Origin of the sequence: Sporosarcina sp. FSL W7-1283 (assembly GCF_038003105.1) — a bacterium.
Taxonomy (GTDB): domain Bacteria; phylum Bacillota; class Bacilli; order Bacillales_A; family Planococcaceae; genus Sporosarcina; species Sporosarcina newyorkensis.
This window is the reverse complement of record NZ_JBBOOL010000001.1, coordinates 2,515,996-2,533,344: the sequence shown is the minus strand read 5'-3', so window position 1 is coordinate 2,533,344 and position 17,349 is coordinate 2,515,996. Positions and strand designations below refer to the sequence as shown.

Below are 17,349 nucleotides of genomic sequence, written 5' to 3'. Positions count from 1 at the left end.
TCAACTGTAAATGAAGAAGTTAGTTCTAATACATAAAATTGACACAAAAGTAAAAGCATTCTGCTTAAATTACAAATAATTCTTGTATCTTGCTTTGATTTCAGTAATAATATTGGAATACAAAGAAATATTTCGAACAATTGAAATTCAATTCATTAGAAATTCAATTTATTCAGTAGAACTCGTCCTTTATGGATAACTTCTACTGAGTAAAGTGAGCGACTACTCAGTCGATGTATTTCGAATAACACCAGGGAAAGGGATGGGCGCAAATGACAAAGATAGATGAAATCCAATTTAATAATCGTAAACGAGCAAACGATTATGTTCATGAAGTATATGAATTAGTAAAGAAAAGGAATCCTGACGAAAAGGAATTTCTGCAGGCGACAAGAGAAATCTTTGATTCCCTCCGTCCTGTCTTTGCTAAGCATCCCGAATTTATTTCAAATGGTATTCTTGAGCGGATCACAGAACCTGAACGAATCATTTCATTCCGCGTAGCTTGGGAAGACGATCAGGGGAAAGTGCATGTGAATAGAGGATTCCGTGTACAATTTAACAGTGATCTGGGACCTTATAAAGGCGGATTACGTTTTCACCCGTCAGTAAATACTAGTATTATGAAGTTTTTGGCTTTCGAGCAGATTTTTAAAAATGCGTTAACTGGTCAGCCGATTGGGGCAGGTAAAGGTGGTTCTGATTTTGACCCTAAAGGCAAGTCGGATCGTGAAATCATGCGTTTTACTCAAAGTTTCATGACGGAATTAAGCAGGCATATTGGTCCTGATATTGACGTGCCGGCAGGGGATATCGGCGTTGGGAAACGTGAAATAGGTTATTTATTCGGTCAATATAATCGAATTAAAGGCGGCTATGAAGCTGGCATCCTGACAGGGAAAAATCCGGATCATGGCGGAAGTCTGGGACGTAAAGAAGCTACTGGATATGGGACAGTTTATTTCGTTGATGAAATGCTTAAAGAGAATGGACTTACATTGGATGGAAAGACGATGGTCGTATCAGGTTCAGGGAACGTGTCCACGTATGCTATGGAAAAAGCAATGCAGCTTGGTGCAAACGTCGTAGCATGTAGTGATTCTGATGGCTATATCTATGATAAAGATGGAATTGATCTAGATTTGGTTAAAGAGTTGAAGGAATTTGGCAATAAACGAATTTGGGAATATACGAAAGAACGTCCTGAAGCAGAATATCATGCAGATTGCAGCGCGATTTGGTCAATACCTTGTGATATCGCTCTACCATGTGCGACACAAAATGAGATTGATGAAATTGCAGCACATATGCTGATCGCGAATGGTGTGAAGGCGGTTGGGGAAGGCGCGAATATGCCTTGTACAATCGAAGCCATCGAGATATTCCAAGAGCACAATGTTTTATTTGCTCCGGCAAAAGCCGCCAATGCAGGCGGTGTAGCAGTTTCTGCGATGGAAATGTCACAGAACAGCCAACGCTTATCTTGGTCGGCAGAACAAGTGGATGAACATTTGAAAGAAGTTATGCAAAATATCTATAACGATTGTAAAAAGGCAGCAGATGAATTCGGCAAGCCTGGTAATCTAGTGATGGGTGCAAATATTGCTGGTTTCCTAAGAGTAGCCGGCGCAATGGTAGCGCACGGAATTCGATAATGTAGTAGAGACAGACACAGGGATTTGGTCCTTGTGTCTGTTCTGATTTATAAGGGGTGAAACCATATCTATCATTGAATAGATAGGTATGTTGAATTAAAGTTTTAACATAAGTTTGTTCAGATATGGATACTCAGTTGATTGGAGTGGAAGAAAGCGTCCGTATAGAACGGAAATCAACATGTTATACGTTTTACTTCAAATGTAAGTTATTAATTTCAGTTTATATAGGTATTGAATAGTTGGAACTCTTCTTCAGTTGATTCCGTCTAACTGTTGAAGAAGAGGGGCGAGTGAATGAAAAAGCTTATAGGTATAGTAATAGTTGCAGCGTTGTTACTTGCGGGGCTGATGATGTTTTGGTTGATACCAGCAGAAAGGATGAAAGAAGCGCAACAGCATACAGCAGATGGTTCGTATAAATATGCGGTGGTTCTTGGAGCGAAAGTGAATGGAGAAGAGCCATCTTTATCGCTGCGTTATCGTTTAGAGGCAGCAACGGAGTATGCAAAACGTTTTCCGCACGTTCAATTGGTATTGTCGGGCGGACAAGGTAAAGATGAGGCATTAAGTGAAGCTCAGGCTATGTATACTTATTTGATTCAGCAAGGCATTGAAAAAGAGCGGTTGTTGCTTGAAGATCAGTCCACTTCCACCTATGAAAATTTGAAATATACGCAAGAACTACTGCCTGAATTGGCTGGTGTGACGATTATTAGTAGTGATTTTCATTTGGCGAGAGCACGGTTTTTAGCAAAGCAATTAGGGTGGAAGACCGATGTAGTGGCAGCCAGGACGCCCGAAATCGTCAAAACGAAGGTATGGATTCGCGAACGTTTGGCTTTGTTTAAGACGTGGCTTTTTAGAAAATGAAAAAGTAGCCGGAACAAAAGGATTCAAAGCGATAAAAAAACCGAACGTTTACAAAACATTTAATCATAGTTTTGTAATATAGTTCGGTTTTTTCTATATAAAGAAACTGTAGACTCGGCGCTGCCTATGGGATTTCCGCTGCGGGCAGGGTCGCTTTCCGTGGGACGCAGGTGAGCCTCCTCGTCCGCTTCGGAAAACCTGTGATCCTAACGCTTCGCCTTTCGCCCTGACCTCAACTTCAATCCAAATTTTTGTATACAAGGCAGTTTGATAGCAGTTTTACATTATTGAATACCAAAAAATACGGATTAAGCACTGGGTTTCTATGTTTCAAAATTGAACATAGCCAAACTTTTTGTATTTGGGGCCAAGTCAACTTTCCTACCGAACAAAATGTAGGATTTGGCCGGAAAGCATCCCGGCCTGGAGGGGAAATCCCTGACCGCACACTAAGTAACCTATTTGTGTTTTTTGTGATCGTTCGTCTTTCATTATGAACAACTTAGTTTTGTCCTAGTCTCCCTTTTTCGCTTATAAAGAAGAAATTGCATGAAAGTCAGGTTGGCCGTCTTTAAACGTTGCAAGATAGTTAAAGCCGATCGATTGAAAGAGTTCAAGTGACTCTTTGAATTCATGAGCGATATCAGTCGTTCGATGAGCATCGGAACCAAGAGTAATGATTTCACCTCCGCATTGTTTGTAGAGCTTCAATATATCCGTGCTTGGCATATTGTGCGGCAATCCATAGCGCGAGCCTGACGTGTTGAGTTCGATGCCTTTGCCTTCAGGAATGATCGTTTTGAAGATTTGCTCAAGCGCGTCGTGAAAAAGATGCGCTGGTGGCTGATCGGTGTAGCGTTTGATCAAGTCGGCATGCCCTAATACGCTATATCGATTAAAGTTCTGCACGCAATAGAGCAATTCTCGATAATACGTTTCGAATGCATCCTCGACAGTGCGATCTTCAAATAACTCGCGGTAATGAAGGGATTTGTTTTCAACGGTATGTAGTGAACAGATGACGAAGTCGAAAGCATGCTCATCCATTAGCTTTTCGTAACGATCCAATAAATGAGGCTGGAGACCGATTTCGACTCCTTTTTTGATCGTTAGCTGTCCATGGAATTGCTGGTTGAGCTGCCGGATTTTTTCAGCGTATGCGTGTTTGTCAAAGTCGAATGTAATTGTGTCGTCTGGATATTCATAATCGACATGGTCAGTGAAGCAAATTTCGCTCAGTCCTTTGGCTATGGATGTCTTGACCATTTCTTCCATTGGGATTTCGCAGTCTGCAGAGAATGCGCTGTGCATATGATAATCAAACATAATCTCATGTCTCCTTTTCTATACTACATAGTGTAACAGAACCATAATGAGACATACAGTTGACAACGTCTTTTATAAGCAGTATAGTAATAATTAACTTTAGCGTAGTAAAGTAGTGAAGTATTGAACGGACGGAAGGCGGTAGAACTATTTTGTATTCTGAAATTCTAGCGAATGAACATGAGAAACATGAAAAGATCATCGGGACGTTGAGCAAACGTTTCACTACATATGGTTACAAGCGGATCAAAACGTCTGCGTTTGAGCGATACGATCTGTATTCGAATGTGCGTACGTCGATCAATCAAAATGAGATGATCAAAGTGATTGATTACACGGGCGAAGTACTAGTATTACGGCCGGATGTAACGATTCCATTAACTCAGCAACTTGTTCAGCTAAACGGCAACTTGCCAGAAGAAATGCGTTTCTATTATGTCCAAGAAGTTTTTAGACAAACCTTTCAGGAAAACGAAAAAATCGGCAAGACTCAGGCAGGCGTGGAGTACTACTGTCCAAGTTCTCCAGAAGCTGACGCAGAAACGATTATGCTGGCCTGCCACGCATTGAGAGACGTAGGCTTCTCGGATGTGAAAATAGAAATTGGTTATGCTGGATTTTTTACTGAATTGATTGCGGATCTGCAACTGACATGCGAGCAGACAGCTGAATTGAAGACATTGATTCAAGCAAAGAATATTGTGGAAATCGGTCCTTTCCTAGAACAATTGTCCATAGATCAAACTGTCAAAGAGGTGCTCGAACAATTGCCGCTGTTATACGGTGCACCGGCTCATGTGTTTGAAAGACTACTAAATCTTCAAGTCAGCGATTCGGTACAACAAGCCATCGAATACTTGCAGGAAACATATAAAATAGTTGAACTATATGGATTAAAAAAACATATCGTCATCGACCTTGGTTTGATCAATCATATGGGCTATTATTCAGGCATTATCTTCCAAGGTTATGTCGAAAACTTCGGTAAACCTGTACTGATGGGTGGTCGATACGATGCATTAAGTGAAGAGTTTGGTATCAAATTACCTGCTGTCGGTTTTGCTTGCGAAATTGATTCTTTAGTAAAAGCCGCGACGCATAAAGAGTTGACCGAGCGTTATAGCATAGATATAACGGTTTTCTATGAAGAAAGCCGGATGAAATACGCCATCGACATAACGAATGAATTGAGAGAGCGGGAATATCGCGTGATATCTAAACCAATGAAGCATCCGCTTCAAATACAAGATAGTCTTTATACAATTCATCTCACGCAACAGCAGAATCAACTGATAGAAGAAGAGACAACAGAATTTGTAGATTTTAAACATTTGCTGGACTTGATTGTACGCAAGAAAGGGGTACCTGAATGGACTATTTAACAGTTGCCATGGCGAAAGGGCGCACGGCGGACAGAGCGATGGATTTCCTTGAAAAGTCAGACGTTCGATTCTCGGATTTCACAGATGAAAGTCGAAAGCTCGTCATTTATGATGACAAGCAAACGATCAAACTCATTTTTGTCAAAGCCGTAGATGTACCGGTATATGTGGAAAATGGAGCGGCCGATGTCGGTATAGTAGGGAAGGATGTCATGATGGAGGATCCGCGTGATGTCTATGAATTACTGGACCTAGGCATTGGCAGATGCAAACTCGCAGTAGCCGGGTTCCCGGGAACACCAGTGGATGAGATGCCATTTTTAACGGTCGCTTCTAAATATCCAGCAGTGGCAAAAGAATACTTTGATAAAAAAGGAATTCGGACAGAGATGATCAAATTGAACGGCTCCATCGAACTGGCACCGTTGATCGGTATGTCAGACGTCATCGTTGATATTGTCGAGACGGGGACGACTTTGAAAGAAAACGGGCTTGTTGTACTGCAAGAAATTGCTGAAGTCAGTGCGCGTTTAATTGTCAATAAAGCCAGCTATGCAACGAAAACTGCGGACATCCAGCAGTTCATAAAAGATATGAAAGAAGGACTGGAGGTGCGCGCATGAAAACGATTCGCGGAACTGAATTTAAGGAAGAGTTGCTGCAACGAAGTGATTCGAGTCAGCTAGATTTGGAATTCGATCGAAATGTCTTATCGATTATAGAAATAGTCCGTTTGGAAGGCGATAGAGCAGTTCTTGATTTCACCGAGCGCTTTGACGGTGTAAAACTAGATAACTTGATGGTCAGCGAAGAGGAAATCCAGGAAGCAGAACAAGCAGTATCCGAAGAATTTTATCATGCACTGCGGTCAGCAAAGCAACGGATCACAAGCTATCACGAAGCCCAGAAAGAACAATCTTGGTTTTTGAATCCGAATGAAAGCATCGTGCTCGGTCAGAAAGTAACGCCTATTGATAGTGTCGGTATTTACGTACCAGGCGGAAAAGCGGCGTACCCTTCTACTGTACTAATGAATGCATTACCTGCAAAAATCGCCGGTGTCGGGTTAATTTCCATGGTTACACCACCTCAGCGTGATGGGACAATAAATCCTCACGTCTTGGTGGCAGCGAAAGAAGCAGGTGTCGATCGAATCTATAAAGTAGGCGGAGCCCAAGCGATCGCGGCTCTTGCATACGGAACAGAGACGATTGATAAAGTCGTCAAAATCACTGGACCTGGTAATGCCTATGTAGCACGAGCGAAGAAATGGGTATTTGGTGACGTCGCGATCGATATGATTGCGGGCCCGAGCGAAATTTGCGTCGTGGCGGATGACAATACAAATCCAATCTACGCAGCAGCGGATTTGCTGTCGCAAGCAGAACACGATGAGCGAGCAGCAGCAGTTTGTGTCACAACGAGTGAAGTATTTGCAAGTAAACTTGTAGCAGAAATCGAACGCCAGCTAGCACAACTAGACCGTCAAGAAATTGCGACGCAATCGATTGAGCAATTTGGACGTATCATTCTTGTCGACACATTGCAAGAAGCATTTGAACTTGTCAATCGACTGGCACCAGAACATTTACAGCTGATGATCGATAATCCAATGGAGCATTTGGCTTCGATTCGCAATGCAGGTGCGATTTTCCTTGGTGAACATTCACCGGAAGCCCTCGGAGACTATATGGCAGGACCGAATCACACCTTGCCTACAAGCGGTACAGCGGCATTTTCTTCCCCTCTAGGTGTCTATGATTTTATGAAAAAGTCCAGTGTAATCTATTATTCGGAAAGCGCACTGGCTGAGGTGGCGGATGATATCATTATTCTAGCTGAGTCTGAACAACTGACAGGGCACGCCAACTCGATCAAAGTACGAAAGGCAGGATATTAATGCGCAAACAACAAATTTCACGTAAAACAGGCGAAACATCCATCGAAATGGACTTTTCATTGGATGGCACAGGCAAGACAACGATTCAGACAGGCGTCGGGTTTTTCGACCATATGCTGACTGCCTTCGCGAAGCACGGAAGATTTGATTTAACTGTGATATGTGACGGCGACATCGAAGTCGACCAGCATCACTCAGTAGAAGATGTCGGCATCGTGCTCGGACAAGCTTTCAATAAATGCATCGGTACCAAAGAAGGAATCGAACGTTTTGCAATGGTATCTACACCAATGGACGAAGCCCTATCCACAGCCTCCATCGACATCAGCGGCCGCTCATTCCTCGTCTTTAACGTCGACGGAATGAAAGATAAAGTAGGCAACTTCGACACCGAACTCGTGGAAGAATTCTTCATCGCCTTCACAAGCCATGCTAACGTCACATTACATATCAACTTAGACTATGGAAAAAACACACATCACATCATAGAATCGGTATTCAAAAGCTTCGGCCGCGCCTTGCGCATAGCCAGCACCATCAACCCGGAAATTAAGGGCGTTCCTTCTACTAAGGGAACTTTGTAAGATGAAATTATTCTATACTATTTCGGGCTTAATTTTTCAATAGAATATGAGCGAAGTAAGCAAAGTAGAGATATGCACTAGTTGATCGGATCGGAAAGCGTCCGCCTGCAGCGCAGATCAACGGTGCCAGAAACCTACACTTAATCTATTAGGGGGACTAATTGATGATTTTATTTCCAGCAATCGATATTAGAGGCGGCAAATGCGTACGTCTGATCCAAGGAGACTACGGTCAAGAAATAATCTATAATGACTCGCCAACCAACATGGCAATAGAATGGCAAAGACAAGGAGCCGAATACATTCATGTTGTCGACCTTGACGGCGCCAAAACCGGCGACTCGCTAAACAAAAAAGCAATTGAAGCCATCGCGCGAGCCGTTATAATTCCTGTACAAGTAGGCGGAGGCATCCGCACTATGGACATTGTTGACTCGCACATCGAAAGCGGCGTCTCACGCGTCATCATCGGCACAGCAGCAATTCAAAATCCAGAATTCCTAAAGCAAGCCGTAGAAAAATACGGTGAGAAAATCGCGGTTTCCATCGATGCACGCAACGGTCTAGTCGCAACTGACGGTTGGACTGAAACAAGCAACGTCAAAGCAGTCGATCTGTTGCAAGACCTGGCGAAAATCGGCGTCAAAACAGTCGTCTACACTGACATTATGAAAGACGGCATGTTGCAAGGACCGAATTTCGAGGAACTGCAAGTGATGAACGAAACATCTTCTATTGATATTATCGCTTCAGGCGGGGTTTCGACGGAGAATGATATTCAGAAACTTGCTGCACAAGACATGTATGGAGCGATTATCGGGAAAGCACTATACGAAGGCAAATTATCTTTAGAAAAATTACTGGGGGACGACAGCTATGTCAGCAACTAAAAAAATCATTCCATGCTTGGATGTAGACAATCGCAAAGTCGTAAAAGGGAAAAAGTTTCTGGACGTTCAGGAAGTAGCGGATCCTCTTACTTTAGCAAAGAAATATGTTGCTGACGGAGCGGATGAACTCGTATTTTATGATATTTCTGCTTCAACGAAAAATCGCGGTATGTTTTTAGATTTAATCGAAGAAATCGCAAAAGAGGTGCCGGTCCCATTCATCGTGGGCGGCGGTATCCGTACATTGGAAGATGTCGACAAAATTTTTGAACTTGGTGGTAATAAAGTTTCCATCAACAGTGCAGCTTTGACGAATCCCCAATTGATTCAGGAAGTTGCTGATAAATACGGATCGGAACGCGTTATGCTGTCGATGGACATTCGTCAGACAGGCGATAAGGAATGGTCGGTATACGCAAAGGGTGGTATGGAAGAGACAGGAATTGACGCCATCGAATGGGCGAAGAAAATGGAGAGCTTGGGCGCAGGCGAATTGGTCGTTAATAGCATCGATGAAGATGGCGTGAAAGACGGGTACAATCTTGCCTTAAATAATGCGATGGCAGAAGCGGTTAGTATTCCAATTATCGCAAGCGGCGGCGCTGGAAAACCTGAACACTTCAAAGACGTTCTGACAAAAGGCAAAGCCGACGCGGCACTTGCAGCCTCTGTTTTCCATTTTAATGAAATTAATATTCGGGAACTGAAAGAATATTTAGCAGAAGAAAATATTGCAGTGAGGAATGACTAATATGACACTTGACATCAACGCCCTTAAGTTTGACGACAAAGGCTTGCTACCCGCAATCGTGCAAGACGATCGAACAGGGGAAGTCTTAATGCTCGCCTATATGAATAAAGATGCAATTGAGAAGACGTTAGAAACGAATGAAACCTGGTTCTACAGCCGTTCGAGACAAGAACTTTGGAATAAAGGAGCAACTTCCGGCAATCGCCAGCAAGTAAAGCGGATCTCAGTGGATTGTGACCAGGATACATTGCTCATTCAAGTGACACCTCAAGGCCCGGCTTGCCATACAGGTAGGAAAACATGCTTCTTCACGAAGGCAATGGAGCAGGAGGAATCTTTGCGTGAAGTTGTCTATGAAGTGATTGACGAAATCGCTGATCGTAAAGAGTATCCAGTTGAAGGTTCTTATACGACTTATTTATTCAATGAAGGCATTGACAAGGTATTGAAGAAAGTCGGAGAAGAATCGACGGAAGTGGTAATTGGAGCGAAAAATGCAGATAAAGAAGAAGTATCCAATGAAATCGCAGACTTGATCTATCACACGCTCGTCTTGATGAATATTCTAGATGTCGATCTATCAGACGTTCAGCAAGTGCTGCGCAAAAGAAGACCGAAAAAGGAAGTGTTGCGAAATGAGTAGATTTCTGAGCACAGTTGCCAAACGGACTGAGCCTTATGTTCCGGGCGAGCAATTGAATCAGCCAGATATCATCAAACTAAACACCAATGAAAACCCATATCCCCCGAGCCCAAAAGTGCTTGCGGCGATTCAAAAGGCTCTCGACGATAATTCTTTGCAGCGTTATCCTTCACCGACAGCCGATCCACTGCGACATGCAATCGCAGATACATATGGACTGACGAAAGAACAAGTATTTGTCGGAAATGGTTCCGATGAAGTGTTGGCGTTCTCTTTCATGGCTTTTTTCGAACCGGGAAAAACGATTAAGTTTCCGGAAATCAGTTATAGCTTTTATCCGGTCTATTCGAAGATCTTCAATATACCATTTGAAAAAGTACCGTTGAATGAAGATTTTACATTGCCCATGGAAAATTTTTTTCAATCGGACGGGGGAGTAATTTTACCAAATCCGAACGCGCCGACGAGTATCTATGCAGATCTCGATGTGATCGAAGGGATCTTGCAACAGAATCGTGATCAAGTGGTGGTCATAGACGAAGCTTATATAGATTTTGCAGGTCCTTCCGCAATAAAGTTGATTGATCGTTATGACAATTTGCTTGTCATCCAAACGACTTCGAAGTCCCGGGCGCTTGCTGGACTGCGTGTAGGATTTGCGCTTGGACAACCCGAACTGATTGAAGGTCTAACACGGATTAAAGATTCGTTCAATTCCTACACGGTTGACCGACTGGCGATGGCAGGAGCAACTGCAGCATTTCAAGATCATGCATACTTTTCGGAAAGCACGAAGAAAATCATCCGGACAAGAGAACGGTGCGTGCAGTCATTAATTGAAATGGGATTTGACGTGGTGCCGTCTGATGCGAACTTTTTATTTGCAAAGCCGGCGAATCTAGACGCTTTGGTACTGTATGAACAATTGAAAGAACGAGGAATCTTGGTGAGGCACTTTGATCAAGAAGGAATTAACAACTATTTGCGCATCACGATCGGTACGGATGAACAGATGGAAGTGTTAGTGGAAGCGCTGAAGCAACTGATAAAATGAATAAAGTAATAAAAAGCCATTCTGATTTAGAATGGTTTTTATTTATGCATACAACTTTAAATATCATAAAACATTGTCATACCAAGTGTTTGAACTAGTAATAGTCTGCCGCGTCGTGTATATCTATACGATTCAATGTATTTTTTTACGTTTCCTATTGTATTATTATACATTATGTCTTATAATAATAAAAAGAAGCTCGATTGGAGAGATGAAATCATGAAAACTAAAAATATAATTATCATTGGCGCAGCAGGAAGAGACTTCCATAACTTTAATACATACTACCGTAACAAGGCGGAGTACAACGTTGTCGCCTTCACAGCGACACAAATTCCTGATATCGATGGACGTAAGTATCCGGCTGAACTGGCGGGAGAACTTTACCCTGAAGGCATTCCAATTTATTCACAAGATCAATTACCTAAATTAATTGAAGAGCTAAAAGTAGATGAATGTGTATTCTCTTACAGTGATATTAGCTATGAAGCGGTCATGGGACTTGGCGCCATCGTCAATTCAGCAGGTGCGAACTTCACATTGCTTGGATCAAAAGCGACGATGATTAAAAGTAATAAGCCGGTCATTTCGGTCTGTGCCGTGAGAACGGGAACAGGAAAAAGCCAGACTTCACGTAAAATTATCGAGACATTGCTTGAACATGACTTGAAAGTTGTGGCGATTCGTCATCCAATGCCTTACGGTGACTTGGCTGCACAGCGAGTTCAACGTTACGCGACTGTGGAAGACTTCCAAAAACATAATTGTACAATTGAAGAAATGGAAGAATATGAGCCGCATGTTTCTCGTGGCAACATTATCTATGCAGGAGTAGACTACCAGGATATCTTGGATGCTGCTGAAAATGATCCGGATGGCTGTGACGTAATCCTCTGGGATGGTGGCAACAACGACTTTTCATTCTACGAGCCGGATTTAGCGATCACTGTTCTTGACCCGCACCGTCCTGGACACGAACTGAAGTATTACCCAGGAGAAGTGTGCTTGCGTACGACAGATGTCTCGATCATCAATAAAATCGACAGTGCGTCTGAAGAGGCAATCCAGACTGTTGAAAACAATATTAAATTTGCGGCTCCAAACAGCACGATCATTAAAGCCGAATCAAAAATCTCAGTAGACAATCCTGAAATCATCAAAGGCAAGCGCGTTCTGATCGTGGAAGACGGCCCGACATTGACGCACGGTGAAATGAAGTTAGGCGCAGGTGTCATCGCAGCTCAACGTCTAGGGGCAACTGAAATAGTCGACCCACGTCCATTTGCAGTTGGCAGCTTGATCACAACGTTTAATAAATACACACATATCGAGAGTATTTTGCCGGCAATGGGATATGGCGAGCAGCAATTGAAAGACCTCGAAGCTACAATCAATGCAGCGGATTGTGACGCAGTCATTATCGGAACACCGATGGACCTTTCCCGTGTTATCAACATCAACAAGCCTTGCACACGTGTCTATTACGATCTAGAAGAAATTGGCAGACCGAACCTTGAAACGGTGCTGGAAGATTTCATTGAAAAGCATCAATTGACAGCTACAAAAGCATAAGTTGATCTGAACTGTGAACGCATCTGCGCTGAATGAAAATTCGGTGGCTAATGCGTTTTTTTGGTGCGGTCGGCTCTTAGCTTGGCTCGCTTCTACCAGGGATTTGTTCGGTTGTGCTCTAGTTACGTGCGGTTTGATGGTTGATTGGTTCGGTTCGACGACTTTTTCGCTCGGATGCCAGGCTTTTCTGCTATACTGAGAGGTGAATAAGGGGGAACCAATATGTTGAAATCCAAAATTACCGATCTCGTCATCGGTCTCATTATGGTGTACTTTGCCTATGATCGAATATCTGAGGGACAAACGAAAATGGGCATTCTTTTTGTCGTGCTCGCATTCCTGAATCTTGTTGCCTTTTATGTGAAACTTAGAACCGAAAAACAACAGCAAGAATAGACCAAATCGGTTGTTCCTTTTTGTGCAATCCTGTAGTATAATAACAGGATTGCAATTTTTGAAAAGAGGCCAGAAACTAAATGAAAAAATCCATATACGGTTTGACAATCGAACAATTGACAAACTTCTTCATAGAACACGGACAACAAAAGTTCCGCGCGGCGCAAGTGTGGGACTGGCTATATAAAAAACGCGTGCTGTCATTCGATGAAATGAAAAACATCAGTAAAGATACGCGTGACTTATTAAACGAGCACTTTACGATCCAAACGCTTGAACAGAACGTCAAGCAAGTATCTCAAGATGGTACGGTGAAATTCCTCTTTAAAATGACAGATGGTAACTTGATCGAAACTGTCCTGATGAAATTTCCATACGGCTATTCCGTCTGTGTGACGACACAGGTCGGCTGTAATATTGGCTGCAGTTTCTGCGCGAGTGGGTTATTGCGTAAAAACCGAGACCTCGATGCAGGGGAAATTGTTGGACAGATCATGAAAGTTCAAGAACATCTTGATGAAAAAGGGGAAGACGAGCGTGTCAGCCATATCGTCGTCATGGGAATCGGAGAACCGTTCGATAACTATACAAATTTAATGAACTTCCTTCATATCGTCAACGATCAAAAAGGTCTATCGATCGGAGCGCGCCATATTACCGTATCTACGAGTGGCTTGACGGAGAAGATCAAAGAATTCGCCGAAGAGAATATCCAGATCAACTTGGCAGTGTCATTGCACGCACCAAATAATGAATTGCGTTCGAAAATCATGAAAATCAATAAAGCATTTCCAATTGAAAAATTGATGGACGCAATCAATTATTATTTGGAAACAACGAATCGCCGAATCACATTTGAATATATTTTATTACGCGATGTCAATGACCATGTTAAAGAAGCGGAAGAACTCGGAAGGTTACTCGCGGATAAACGTCATCTATCTTATGTTAACTTGATTCCTTACAATCCTGTCGATGAACACGGTCAGTATCAGCGCAGTGAGCGGCAAGCAATCAAGTCGTTTTATGAAGCATTGAAACGTAAAGGCATTAATTGCGGTGTCCGTTGGGAAAATGGAACAGATATTGACGCAGCTTGTGGTCAATTACGCAGTAAGCAAATTAAAACAACAAAAAAACAGCCGGTCGGAGAATAATTCTCCAGCCGGCTTTACTTTTTCTTCAATAATTTGACAAGAAATTGAATGATAACAGAGATCGCCAGTCCGAATGAAGAAATGATGAACAGTGACAGCATCCCGATGGCTTCTGAAAATTCATTGTCCATCATGATGAAGCTCCGGAACATTTCCGCAAACGCTAACACGAGAACGACCATAAACATCTTAAAGGCAATATGTAATTGATAAAAAAGCAACAGCGAACTGACGATGCCTACAATCAGCCCGAATACCGCGAACGTCAAGTAATTGTTGACGATGAGTTCATGACCGAGCACGGTACGAACACCTAAGATGAGCAACACGAATGAAATTAAACCGGTGAAGAAACCGATTTTCCAATAACGAGAATCCAACACGTACACCTGCTTTCCATCAACTAGTATAGCGGAATCGAAGCCGGTCGTCATGTCTTTCGTTACCGGCCGCCGATCATTTAATTCGCTTCAAATCTTTCCGCAGCTCTTCTTTATACATTTCATTTGAAAAATTGTATTCCTTCAGGATATAACTTTCTGAATCCATCAGATAAAAATTGGTGCCATGCACAACTTGGTTAGAGGAGTCGTGCTTCAGTACGAATGTTTGAAATTCTTCTCGCGCAAATGCTTCGAGTTCAGATTGAGAATAGCCAGTCAGCAGATGCCAGTCGGATTCGTCATCCGTGAAGTTGGAAATATACTTTTTCAAGACGGCTGGTTCATCGACTTCTGAATCAACGGAAAAAGACACGAACTGTACGTCCAGACCTTCCTCTTTCAACATTTTCTGAAGCGATGCCATTTCGCTCGTCAACGTAGGACAAATCGTTGTGCAGGACGTAAAGATAAAATCAGCAATCCATGGCGTACCAGCCAATTGTTCCGTACCGTACGATTCTCCATTTTGATCGATAAAAGTGAAATCACGGACTTTTTTACCGCGTTCGAGCGGTTCACTGCAACTGGAGAGAAGCAAAACTATCAACAATATGAAGGGGGTGAGTCGTTTCATTTCATACTTCACTCCTTTGCGCTAGCTCCGGCGCGACGGGCAGCTTAATCGTTACTGTCGTATCTGTCGTTTTGTTGGACACTTCAAATGTCCCTTGATGGAGCCGGACAATCTCTTTTACGATCGACAAACCAAGTCCCGATCCGCCAGTTGTTCGATTTCGTGCCTTATCCGTACGGAAAAAACGTTCTCCGATCCTTTCCACGTCTTCATCTCCAATCGTCACTCCATCGTTGGAAACTTCATATTGTACTCCTTTTTCATTTGCCATTAATAAAATGGTAATCTCTTGCTGCGCGTACTTTACTGCATTGTCGATCGTATTGTAAAACACTTGCTGAAGTCGTTTAGGATCTCCTTGCAGAATCAATTCCTCGTCAATGGACGTCTGTAAATGAATTCCTTTTCCCTCCATACGAATCGCAAAAAGTTCGAGTGTATCAAACAACAGTTGGGCAATCGCAATCGGTTCATTCTCTAATGTATAAAAATCCTGCTCCAAATGATTTAGCTCCACCAAGTCATGAATCAACTTCTTTAGCCGCTCCGTTTCTTTCTCAATCGTCGACAAATACTGCTTCACTTCTTCAGGTGAACGATCGATTTTATCTCTCGAAAGTTGTGCATATCCACTAATATAAGTCAGCGGAGTCCGCAGTTCGTGAACAATATTCGAAGTAAACTCCTTTTTTCGCTGATCTTGTTCTGCAAGCGAATGACTCATCGAATTAAAAGCCGTCGCTAATTTGCCGATTTCGTCGTCTCGCCCTGTATTTAATCGATTGGAATAATCACCTTTTGATACTTCTTCCGAATACGCCTGCAATGTTTTTAATGGGTCAAATAAAGAGCGCCACACACGCTGTAAGATCAAAAATAAAATAAAGAAAAAAACCACACCGACAACGATCATGATCGGTAAACTAGCTCGAAAGACGTCCTGAATGGCAGCAAGCGGAACGTAGATATAAATGAACCCGATCAGCCCATCTTCTCCTTTAATAGGGAAAATTCCGCCGAAGATTTCGCGTTTCAGTTCCTCCACATACCCTTCCTTCATTACAGATTGTCCTGTGGCTAATATCTCCTGGTCACTCTCAGTGACAAGAGACTGATAATCGAGTTGATAAGGGAAATAAGAAGTCAGGTCATCCAGCCGATCGACGACAATAATCTCGTATTCGGAGACAATATTGTACCATTGGATTTTTTCGATGATCGAATCGCTCAATTCGCCGTAATGATAATGTGCGGCAGTGCGATTTCCCTGATAAATGATGGACTCCTTGATCCGTTCTTTGTACAGATCCGTGTAAAGATAGTGAATGAAGAAGAAGGAGAATAAAATCGTACAAGCGATGCTTCCTAAAAAAACCAGCATCATCTTTTTGCTGAGGCTTAAGTTCTTCATTTAGAAGCCTCAAGTTTATAGCCGATCCCCCAGACCGTCTCGATCATTTTCCCTGCATCGCCGAGTTTCAGCCGCAATGTTTTAATATGTGTATCGATTGTCCGCTCGCTGCTTTGGTGATCATCCCCCCAAACCAATTCCAGCAATTGTTCGCGTGAATAGGCGCGACCGCTATGCTTTGTCAGCAGCAATAACAGACCGAATTCTTTTAGCGTCAGATTCAGTTGTTTTCCGTTAATATGCGCAGTGTGGGCGTCCTCATTAATCGTTAATGGGCCTGCCTGCAACATTTGTGGATCTGGATTCAGCCGATATGTCCTGCGCAGTACGGCCTCAATCCGTGCAACAAGTTCCCCCGGCATAAACGGCTTGACAATATAATCATCTCCGCCAAGCTTCAATCCTTGGATCTTATCCCATTCCTCACCTTTTGCTGATAAGAAAATCAACGGTACAGTGGACGTACGTTTCACTTCTTCCGCGAACGTAAAGCCATCCATATAAGGCATCATGACATCGACGATACATAAATGAATGTCGTGCTGCTTCAAAGCAGATAACGCCTGTAATCCATCACCCGCTTCGATTACCATATAACCCGCGTCTTCAAGAATCATGCGGATTAAATTACGCATTTGCGGTTCATCATCAATCACTAAAATCGTGTAATTCATTATGGGCCCTCCACTCGTTACTCTATCTATAGATCAATTTTCCGGAAAAGTTGTGAAGTCTGAA

General features: G+C 42.8%; 18 protein-coding genes. 13 read left to right on the top strand and 5 right to left on the bottom strand.

The window, feature by feature from the left end:
- Positions 1-272 precede the first annotated feature (272 nt).
- On the top strand, positions 273-1,655 hold the full coding sequence (gdhA, locus tag MKY93_RS13060; RefSeq protein WP_078818125.1) for an NADP-specific glutamate dehydrogenase: 1,383 nt from the start codon (positions 273-275) through the stop codon (positions 1,653-1,655).
- A 297-nt stretch (positions 1,656-1,952) separates the two neighbouring features.
- Entirely contained in the window at positions 1,953-2,528 is a 576-nt protein-coding gene (locus tag MKY93_RS13055) for a YdcF family protein (protein WP_340759435.1), read from the top strand.
- A 531-nt stretch (positions 2,529-3,059) separates the two neighbouring features.
- Here MKY93_RS13055 and MKY93_RS13050 read toward each other — a convergent pair.
- Complete coding sequence (locus MKY93_RS13050) at positions 3,060-3,854, bottom strand: histidinol-phosphatase HisJ family protein (RefSeq protein ID WP_078818123.1); 795 nt, start codon at positions 3,852-3,854, stop codon at positions 3,060-3,062.
- A gap of 152 nt (positions 3,855-4,006) precedes the next feature.
- Here MKY93_RS13050 and hisZ point away from each other — a divergent pair, with 152 nt between their 5' ends.
- The 11 genes from hisZ to rlmN all read left to right on the top strand — a co-directional run bounded on the left by hisZ (position 4,007) and on the right by rlmN (position 14,183).
- On the top strand, positions 4,007-5,236 hold the full coding sequence (gene hisZ, locus MKY93_RS13045) for an ATP phosphoribosyltransferase regulatory subunit (RefSeq protein WP_176132575.1): 1,230 nt from the start codon (positions 4,007-4,009) through the stop codon (positions 5,234-5,236).
- Positions 5,224-5,859, top strand: coding sequence for an ATP phosphoribosyltransferase (gene hisG, locus MKY93_RS13040; protein ID WP_078818121.1), 636 nt, complete (start codon positions 5,224-5,226; stop codon positions 5,857-5,859). Before hisZ ends, hisG begins: the two co-directional genes overlap by 13 nt.
- Positions 5,856-7,136 carry a histidinol dehydrogenase gene (gene hisD / locus MKY93_RS13035; protein WP_078818120.1) on the top strand — a complete coding sequence of 427 codons (1,281 nt, stop codon included), beginning with the start codon at positions 5,856-5,858 and terminating at the stop codon, positions 7,134-7,136. The genes hisG and hisD overlap by 4 nt, the downstream gene beginning before the upstream one ends.
- Positions 7,136-7,720: an imidazoleglycerol-phosphate dehydratase HisB gene (hisB, locus tag MKY93_RS13030; protein WP_078818119.1), complete on the top strand. Its 585-nt coding sequence runs from the start codon at positions 7,136-7,138 to the stop codon at positions 7,718-7,720. The genes hisD and hisB overlap by 1 nt, the downstream gene beginning before the upstream one ends.
- Positions 7,721-7,884: 164 nt before the next feature.
- The gene (hisA, locus tag MKY93_RS13025; RefSeq protein ID WP_078818118.1) at positions 7,885-8,610 is read left to right on the top strand and encodes a 1-(5-phosphoribosyl)-5-[(5-phosphoribosylamino)methylideneamino]imidazole-4-carboxamide isomerase; all 726 of its coding nucleotides are present in this window, start codon (positions 7,885-7,887) and stop codon (positions 8,608-8,610) included.
- On the top strand, positions 8,597-9,361 hold the full coding sequence (gene hisF, locus MKY93_RS13020) for an imidazole glycerol phosphate synthase subunit HisF (protein ID WP_078818117.1): 765 nt from the start codon (positions 8,597-8,599) through the stop codon (positions 9,359-9,361). Before hisA ends, hisF begins: the two co-directional genes overlap by 14 nt.
- The gene (gene hisIE, locus MKY93_RS13015) at positions 9,354-10,004 is read left to right on the top strand and encodes a bifunctional phosphoribosyl-AMP cyclohydrolase/phosphoribosyl-ATP diphosphatase HisIE (protein WP_078818116.1); all 651 of its coding nucleotides are present in this window, start codon (positions 9,354-9,356) and stop codon (positions 10,002-10,004) included. The genes hisF and hisIE overlap by 8 nt, the downstream gene beginning before the upstream one ends.
- The gene (hisC, locus tag MKY93_RS13010) at positions 9,997-11,058 is read left to right on the top strand and encodes a histidinol-phosphate transaminase (RefSeq protein WP_078818115.1); all 1,062 of its coding nucleotides are present in this window, start codon (positions 9,997-9,999) and stop codon (positions 11,056-11,058) included. Before hisIE ends, hisC begins: the two co-directional genes overlap by 8 nt.
- Before the next feature lie 219 nt (positions 11,059-11,277).
- On the top strand, positions 11,278-12,630 hold the full coding sequence (locus tag MKY93_RS13005) for a cyclic 2,3-diphosphoglycerate synthase (protein ID WP_078818114.1): 1,353 nt from the start codon (positions 11,278-11,280) through the stop codon (positions 12,628-12,630).
- Positions 12,631-12,852: 222 nt separating this feature from the next.
- A complete protein-coding gene (locus MKY93_RS13000; RefSeq protein ID WP_176132574.1) occupies positions 12,853-13,026 on the top strand; it encodes a hypothetical protein in 174 nt (57 codons plus the stop codon).
- An 80-nt stretch (positions 13,027-13,106) separates the two neighbouring features.
- Entirely contained in the window at positions 13,107-14,183 is a 1,077-nt protein-coding gene (rlmN, locus tag MKY93_RS12995; RefSeq protein WP_078818113.1) for a 23S rRNA (adenine(2503)-C(2))-methyltransferase RlmN, read from the top strand.
- 14 nt (positions 14,184-14,197) lie between these two features.
- On the opposite strand, the gene MKY93_RS12990 is transcribed toward rlmN, so the two are convergent.
- From MKY93_RS12990 to MKY93_RS12975, 4 genes are all read right to left on the bottom strand, one after another.
- Complete coding sequence (locus MKY93_RS12990) at positions 14,198-14,563, bottom strand: hypothetical protein (RefSeq protein ID WP_078818112.1); 366 nt, start codon at positions 14,561-14,563, stop codon at positions 14,198-14,200.
- Between the two features lie 76 nt (positions 14,564-14,639).
- Complete coding sequence (locus MKY93_RS12985; protein ID WP_340759424.1) at positions 14,640-15,200, bottom strand: SCO family protein; 561 nt, start codon at positions 15,198-15,200, stop codon at positions 14,640-14,642.
- Position 15,201: 1 nt separating this feature from the next.
- The gene (locus MKY93_RS12980; protein ID WP_078818110.1) at positions 15,202-16,611 is read right to left on the bottom strand and encodes a sensor histidine kinase; all 1,410 of its coding nucleotides are present in this window, start codon (positions 16,609-16,611) and stop codon (positions 15,202-15,204) included.
- A complete protein-coding gene (locus tag MKY93_RS12975; protein ID WP_176132586.1) occupies positions 16,608-17,288 on the bottom strand; it encodes a response regulator transcription factor in 681 nt (226 codons plus the stop codon). Before MKY93_RS12975 ends, MKY93_RS12980 begins: the two co-directional genes overlap by 4 nt.
- Positions 17,289-17,349 lie beyond the last annotated feature (61 nt).

Bases quoted from the DNA above. Each gene is read 5' to 3' on its own strand.
- gdhA (WP_078818125.1), top strand. From the start codon at position 273: ATGACAAAGATAGATGAAATCCAATTTAATAATCGTAAACGAGCAAAC.
- MKY93_RS13055 (WP_340759435.1), top strand. From the start codon at position 1,953: ATGAAAAAGCTTATAGGTATAGTAATAGTTGCAGCGTTGTTACTTGCG.
- MKY93_RS13050 (WP_078818123.1), bottom strand. From the start codon at position 3,854: ATGTTTGATTATCATATGCACAGCGCATTCTCTGCAGACTGCGAAATC.
- hisG (WP_078818121.1), top strand. From the start codon at position 5,224: ATGGACTATTTAACAGTTGCCATGGCGAAAGGGCGCACGGCGGACAGA.
- hisD (WP_078818120.1), top strand. From the start codon at position 5,856: ATGAAAACGATTCGCGGAACTGAATTTAAGGAAGAGTTGCTGCAACGA.
- hisB (WP_078818119.1), top strand. From the start codon at position 7,136: ATGCGCAAACAACAAATTTCACGTAAAACAGGCGAAACATCCATCGAA.
- hisA (WP_078818118.1), top strand. From the start codon at position 7,885: ATGATTTTATTTCCAGCAATCGATATTAGAGGCGGCAAATGCGTACGT.
- hisF (WP_078818117.1), top strand. From the start codon at position 8,597: ATGTCAGCAACTAAAAAAATCATTCCATGCTTGGATGTAGACAATCGC.
- hisIE (WP_078818116.1), top strand. From the start codon at position 9,354: ATGACTAATATGACACTTGACATCAACGCCCTTAAGTTTGACGACAAA.
- hisC (WP_078818115.1), top strand. From the start codon at position 9,997: ATGAGTAGATTTCTGAGCACAGTTGCCAAACGGACTGAGCCTTATGTT.
- MKY93_RS13005 (WP_078818114.1), top strand. From the start codon at position 11,278: ATGAAAACTAAAAATATAATTATCATTGGCGCAGCAGGAAGAGACTTC.
- MKY93_RS13000 (WP_176132574.1), top strand. From the start codon at position 12,853: ATGTTGAAATCCAAAATTACCGATCTCGTCATCGGTCTCATTATGGTG.
- rlmN (WP_078818113.1), top strand. From the start codon at position 13,107: ATGAAAAAATCCATATACGGTTTGACAATCGAACAATTGACAAACTTC.
- MKY93_RS12985 (WP_340759424.1), bottom strand. From the start codon at position 15,200: ATGAAACGACTCACCCCCTTCATATTGTTGATAGTTTTGCTTCTCTCC.
- MKY93_RS12980 (WP_078818110.1), bottom strand. From the start codon at position 16,611: ATGAAGAACTTAAGCCTCAGCAAAAAGATGATGCTGGTTTTTTTAGGA.